At 71.3% G+C, this 4,800-nt stretch carries 4 protein-coding genes; 3 read left to right on the top strand and 1 reads right to left on the bottom strand.

The features are described 5' to 3' along the window. Positions 1-70: 70 nt before the first annotated feature. Complete coding sequence (locus AC1DXV_RS31425; RefSeq protein WP_477937403.1) at positions 71-1,063, bottom strand: quinone oxidoreductase family protein; 993 nt, start codon at positions 1,061-1,063, stop codon at positions 71-73. Between the two features lie 61 nt (positions 1,064-1,124). Between AC1DXV_RS31425 and AC1DXV_RS31420 the strand changes: the two genes are divergently transcribed. From AC1DXV_RS31420 to AC1DXV_RS31410, 3 genes are all read left to right on the top strand, one after another. After that, a complete protein-coding gene (locus AC1DXV_RS31420; RefSeq protein WP_465111883.1) occupies positions 1,125-1,433 on the top strand; it encodes a putative signal transducing protein in 309 nt (102 codons plus the stop codon). 73 nt (positions 1,434-1,506) lie between these two features. Further along, positions 1,507-2,433 (top strand): DMT family transporter, encoded by a 927-nt coding sequence (locus tag AC1DXV_RS31415; RefSeq protein ID WP_477937401.1) that lies wholly within the window; start codon positions 1,507-1,509, stop codon positions 2,431-2,433. After that, positions 2,430-4,787 carry a hybrid sensor histidine kinase/response regulator gene (locus AC1DXV_RS31410; protein WP_477937399.1) on the top strand — a complete coding sequence of 786 codons (2,358 nt, stop codon included), beginning with the start codon at positions 2,430-2,432 and terminating at the stop codon, positions 4,785-4,787. Before AC1DXV_RS31415 ends, AC1DXV_RS31410 begins: the two co-directional genes overlap by 4 nt. Positions 4,788-4,800: the final 13 nt, after the last annotated feature.

Below are 4,800 nucleotides of genomic sequence, written 5' to 3'. Positions count from 1 at the left end.
AAGGAGGACCGACCCGACCGGCGCGCCACGGCCTCCCCCCACGCGACTTTGCAGCACGAACGCACGAAAACTACGGAACCAGCACCGACCCACCCACCGTCCTGCGCGATTCGAGGTCGATGTGCGCCTGCGCCGCATCCTTCAGCGCATAGCGGTGCTCCACCGGGATCTTCACCTGCCCACTGCCGACGATCGCGAACAGCTCGTCGGCCATCGCCTGCGTCGACTCGCGGGTCGCGATGTGCGTGAACACCGTGGGCCGCGTCAGGTACAGCGAGCCCTTCGCGCCGAGCACGCCCAGGTCGACGGGCGGCACCTTGCCCGACGCGCTGCCGTAGCTGGCCATCAGGCCGAACGGCTGCAGGCAGTCGAGCGACTTGTCCCAGGTGTCGCGGCCGACGCCGTCGTACACCACCTTCACACCCTTGCCGCCCGTGATCTCGCGCACCCGGGCCGCGAAATCTTCCCGCGCGTAGTTGATCGTGAAGGCCGCGCCATGCGCCTGCGCGGCGGCGCATTTCTCGTCGGTGCTCGCCGTGCCGATCAGCTGCAGCCCGAGCGCACGCGCCCACTGGCAGGCGATCAGCCCGACGCCGCCGGCCGCGGCATGGAACAGCACGAAATCGCCCGCCGCGAGCCCCGCCTGCGGCAGCGTGCGGCGCAGCAGGTACTGCGTGGTGAAGCCCTTCAGCATCATCGCCGCCCCCTCGTCGAAGCCGATCGCGTCGGGCAGCTTCACGACGCACTTGGCCGGCATCACCCGCAGCGTCGCGTAGGCCCCGGGCGGCTGGCTCACGTAGGCCGCGCGGTCGCCGGCTCGCAGGTGCGTCACGCCCTCTCCCACCGCCTCGACCACCCCGGCTCCCTCGACGCCCAGGCCAAACGGCGCCGGCAGCGGGTAGGTACCGCTGCGGTGGTACACGTCGATGTAGTTGATGCCGATCGCATGGTGGCGGATGCGGATCTCGCCCGGGCCGGGCTCGCCGACCACGACCTCCGACAGCGTCAGGGTCTCGGGCCCGCCGGCTCGGTCGAGGCGGACGGCATGTGCAGTAAGTGGCATGGGTTGCTCCAGTGGATGCGTTATCGTGCCAGCACTCCCGCGACCCTGCCCGTACCCGGTCTTGAAACGCCTCACCACCGCACCCAACCTCGCCCTCGCCCAGCTGTGGGCCGACATGCTCACGCAGACGGGAATCCCCACCACCGTGCAACGTGCGTTCGCGAGCAGCCTGTCCGGCGGCGTGCCGCCCAGCGAGACCCTGCCCGAGCTGTGGGTCGACGACGAGGCCGACCATGCGCGCGCCCTCGTGCGGCTCGACGAGCTGCAGCATCCGCGCCGCCACCTGTGGGCCTGCCCGCAATGCCATGAAGTGATCGACGGGCCCTTCGAGCAGTGCTGGAACTGCGGCGCCGCGATGCCCGCGGCATGAACCCGCCGCACGGCCGCCCGAAGGCGGGTTCGCTCCCGCTCGGCGGGAACGCGCGCAGCGCGAGGGTGCCGTCATGACCGCCCTCCATCCCCGCATCATCCTGATGCTGACGCTGCCACCCCTGTTGTGGGCGGGCAATGCGGTGGTCGGGCGGCTGATGGTCGGCAGCGTGCCGCCGCTCGCGCTGAACGCGTTGCGCTGGTCGCTCGCCTTCATGCTGCTGCTGCCGCTCGGCTGGCGCCTGTTCAGGCGCCCGGGCGACCTCGCCGCGCGCCTGCGCTACCTCGCACCGCTCAGCCTGGTGGGCGTCGGCAGCTACAACGCGTTGCAGTACATGGCGGTCACCACCTCCACGCCGATCAACGTGACGCTGATCGCCGCCAGCTCGCCGCTCTTCATGCTCGCGATCGGCGCGCTGGCCTACGGCGAACATCCGACGCGGCGCCAGGGGGSCGGCGCCGTGCTGTCGCTGCTCGGCGTGGCGCTGGTGCTGTCGCACGGCCACCCGTCGACGCTGCTGCAGCTGCACCTGGTGCCCGGCGACCTGCTGATGCTGCTGGCCACCGCGCTGTGGGCGATCTACAGCTGGATGCTGGCGCGCCCGCCGGCCTCGATGCGCCCGCCCGAGCGGCCGCCCTGGAACGGCGCCGAGTTCCTGCTCGCCCAGGTCGGCTTCGGCGCGCTGTGGGCCGCTGCCGGCGCGGGCGCCGAGCACGCGCTCGGCGGGCAGCCGGTGCTGTGGTCCGGCGCGGTGTATGCGGCGCTCGCCTACGTGGCGATCGGCCCGTCGATCGTGGCCTATTTCTGCTGGGGCGCAGGCGTCACCGCGGTGGGGCCGGCGGTGGCGGCCTTCTTCGCGAACCTGACGCCGGTGTTCGCCGCGCTGATGTCGGCCGCGATGCTGGGCGAGGGGCCGCAGTGGTACCACGTCGCGGCGTTCGGCTTGATTGCCGCGGGGATCGTCGTAACATCCCGCGCAGCGCCCCGCAGGACACCATGACACCTTCCGGCCCCGTCGCAGTTCCCTCCGCTCGCAAGCGCTCGTGGCAACTGCTGTACGGCGCGGCCGCGCTGCTGATCCTGGTGGTGATCGGGCTCGACCAGCTCCTGGGCGTCAAGGTCAACGACCGCTTCGGCGACTCGCTCGCCGCCGACCGCAGCTGGGCCGCCCGCTTCGAGGCGCTGGGCGAGCTGCGCCGCCTGGCCGGCGAGGTCGACGCGCCGGCCAACGACATCTTCGCGTCGGGCCAGGTCGACCATGAACGACTGCAGCTGCATGCCGCGCACGGGCGCTTCAAGCAATCGCTCGCGGCCGCGGTGCAGCGCTTCGAGGCCCACCCGGCCGAAGGCGAGCGCGAGCTGATGGTGCAGGGGCTGCAGTCGGCCGGCAGCACGGTGCAGCGCATGGTCGAGCAATCCGAGACCACGCTGCAGCGCTTCGGCGAGCAGCGACTCGATGCGGCCTCGCGCGCGATGGTCGAGGTCGACCGCAGCTACGCGCAGCTGCAGGAAGACCTGCGCAGCGTCGCGCGCATCTCGCGCACGGTGCAGAAGACGCAGATCGACGCGCTGAGCCAGTCGGTGGGCCGCTACCGCTGGCTCGAGTTCGCGAGCGCCGTCGTCGTCACCGCGATCACGCTGGGCATGCTGGTCTACGGCTTCCTGATCCGCCGGCGCATGGAGCTGGCTTCGGCCGAGAAGGCGCAGCACCTGTCCGAGCTGCAGGCGGCGAAGGATGCGGCCGAAGCGGCCAGCCAGGCCAAGTCGCAGTTCCTCGCCAACATGAGCCACGAGATCCGCACGCCGATGAACGGCGTGCTGGGCATGACCGAGCTGCTGATGGGCACGACGCTGAACGACCAGCAGCGCCGCTTTGCCGACAGCGCGCACCGCTCGGGCCAGGCGCTGCTGGGCGTCATCAACGACATCCTCGATTTCTCGAAGATCGAGGCCGGCAAGTTCGAGGTCGAATCGCTGCCGTTCAACCCCTGCGAGGTGGCCTACGACGTGGCCGAGCTGCTCGCGGTGCAGGCGCATGCCAAGGGGCTCGAGGTGATCTGCCAGATGGGCCCCGACCTGCCGGTGCGCGCCTACGGCGATGCGGCGCGGCTGCGCCAGGTGCTGATGAACCTGCTGGGCAATGCGGTGAAGTTCACCGAGCGCGGCCACGTGATGATCTCGGTGACCAAGATGCCGGCCAGCAGCGCGGCGCACAACCATGCGGCGCTGCTGGAGTTCGCGGTGTCGGATTCGGGCCCGGGCATCTCGACGGCCGACCAGGCGCGCGTGTTCGATGCCTTCACGCAGGCCGACAGCTCGCGCACGCGGCGCCACGGCGGCACCGGGCTGGGCCTGACGATCTCGAGCCAGCTGGTGGCGATGATGGGCGGCAAGCTGCAGCTGCAGAGCACGCGCGGCGACGGCTCGCGCTTCTGGTTCTCGCTGCCGATGCGGCTGGTGCCCGACAGCCAGCCCCTGCTGACCGACCGCGAAACCGCGGCGCTGCAGGGGCTGCAGGTGCTGGTGGTGGACGACAACACGACCAACCTCGACATCCTGCGCCACCAGCTGAGCGCCTGGGGGTTGCGCGTGGACACCGCCGAGAGCGGCGAGCATGCGCTGCAGCTGATGAGCAAGCGGCCGGTGGTGCACGACCTGGCGATCCTCGACGTGCACATGCCCGACATGGACGGCCTGACGCTGACGCAGCGCATCCGCGCGAACCGCCGGCTCGACGGGCTGAAGCTCGTGATGCTGAGCTCGCAGGGGCTGGACATGCCGGCGATCAGCCTGACGCGGCTGGGCGTCGATCGCTGGCTGTCGAAGCCGGTGCGCAAGCAGGAGTTGCGGCGTGCGCTGATCGACCTGCTGGCCCATGAAGCGCAACCGGTGCCCGCGGCCGCGCTGCCCGCGCCGCCGCCGGTCCCCGGCCCGGGCGGCCCGGTGAGGAGCGCGCGCGTGCTGCTGGCCGAGGACCACCTGGTGAACCAGGAGGTGGCGGCGCAGATGCTGCGGCTGGCCGGCTACGACGTGCAGGTGGTGTCCGACGGCCAGGCCGCGATCGACGCGGCGCGCAGCCATGCCTTCGACGTGGTGCTGATGGACTGCCTGATGCCGGTGGTCGACGGCTTCGAGGCGACCGCGCGGCTGCGCGAGATCGAGCGCGCCGAGGGCGTCAGCGACCTGGCCCGACTGCCGATCGTCGCGCTCACCGCGAACGCGATGAAGGGCGACGTCGAAGCCTGCCTCGCCGCCGGCATGGACGACTACGTGGCCAAGCCGTTCACGCAGGAGCAGCTGGTGGCGGCGATCGAGCGGCGCCTGAAGGCGCGGGCGGTGCAGCGGGCGGAGTGAGTCAGTTCTGCTG

It is taken from the genome of Rhizobacter sp. P3_C12, assembly GCF_056402735.1.
This window is presented reverse-complemented; position numbering and strand designations above follow the sequence as displayed.

Bases quoted from the DNA above. Each gene is read 5' to 3' on its own strand.
- AC1DXV_RS31425 (WP_477937403.1), bottom strand. From the start codon at position 1,063: ATGCCACTTACTGCACATGCCGTCCGCCTCGACCGAGCCGGCGGGCCC.
- AC1DXV_RS31410 (WP_477937399.1), top strand. From the start codon at position 2,430: ATGACACCTTCCGGCCCCGTCGCAGTTCCCTCCGCTCGCAAGCGCTCG.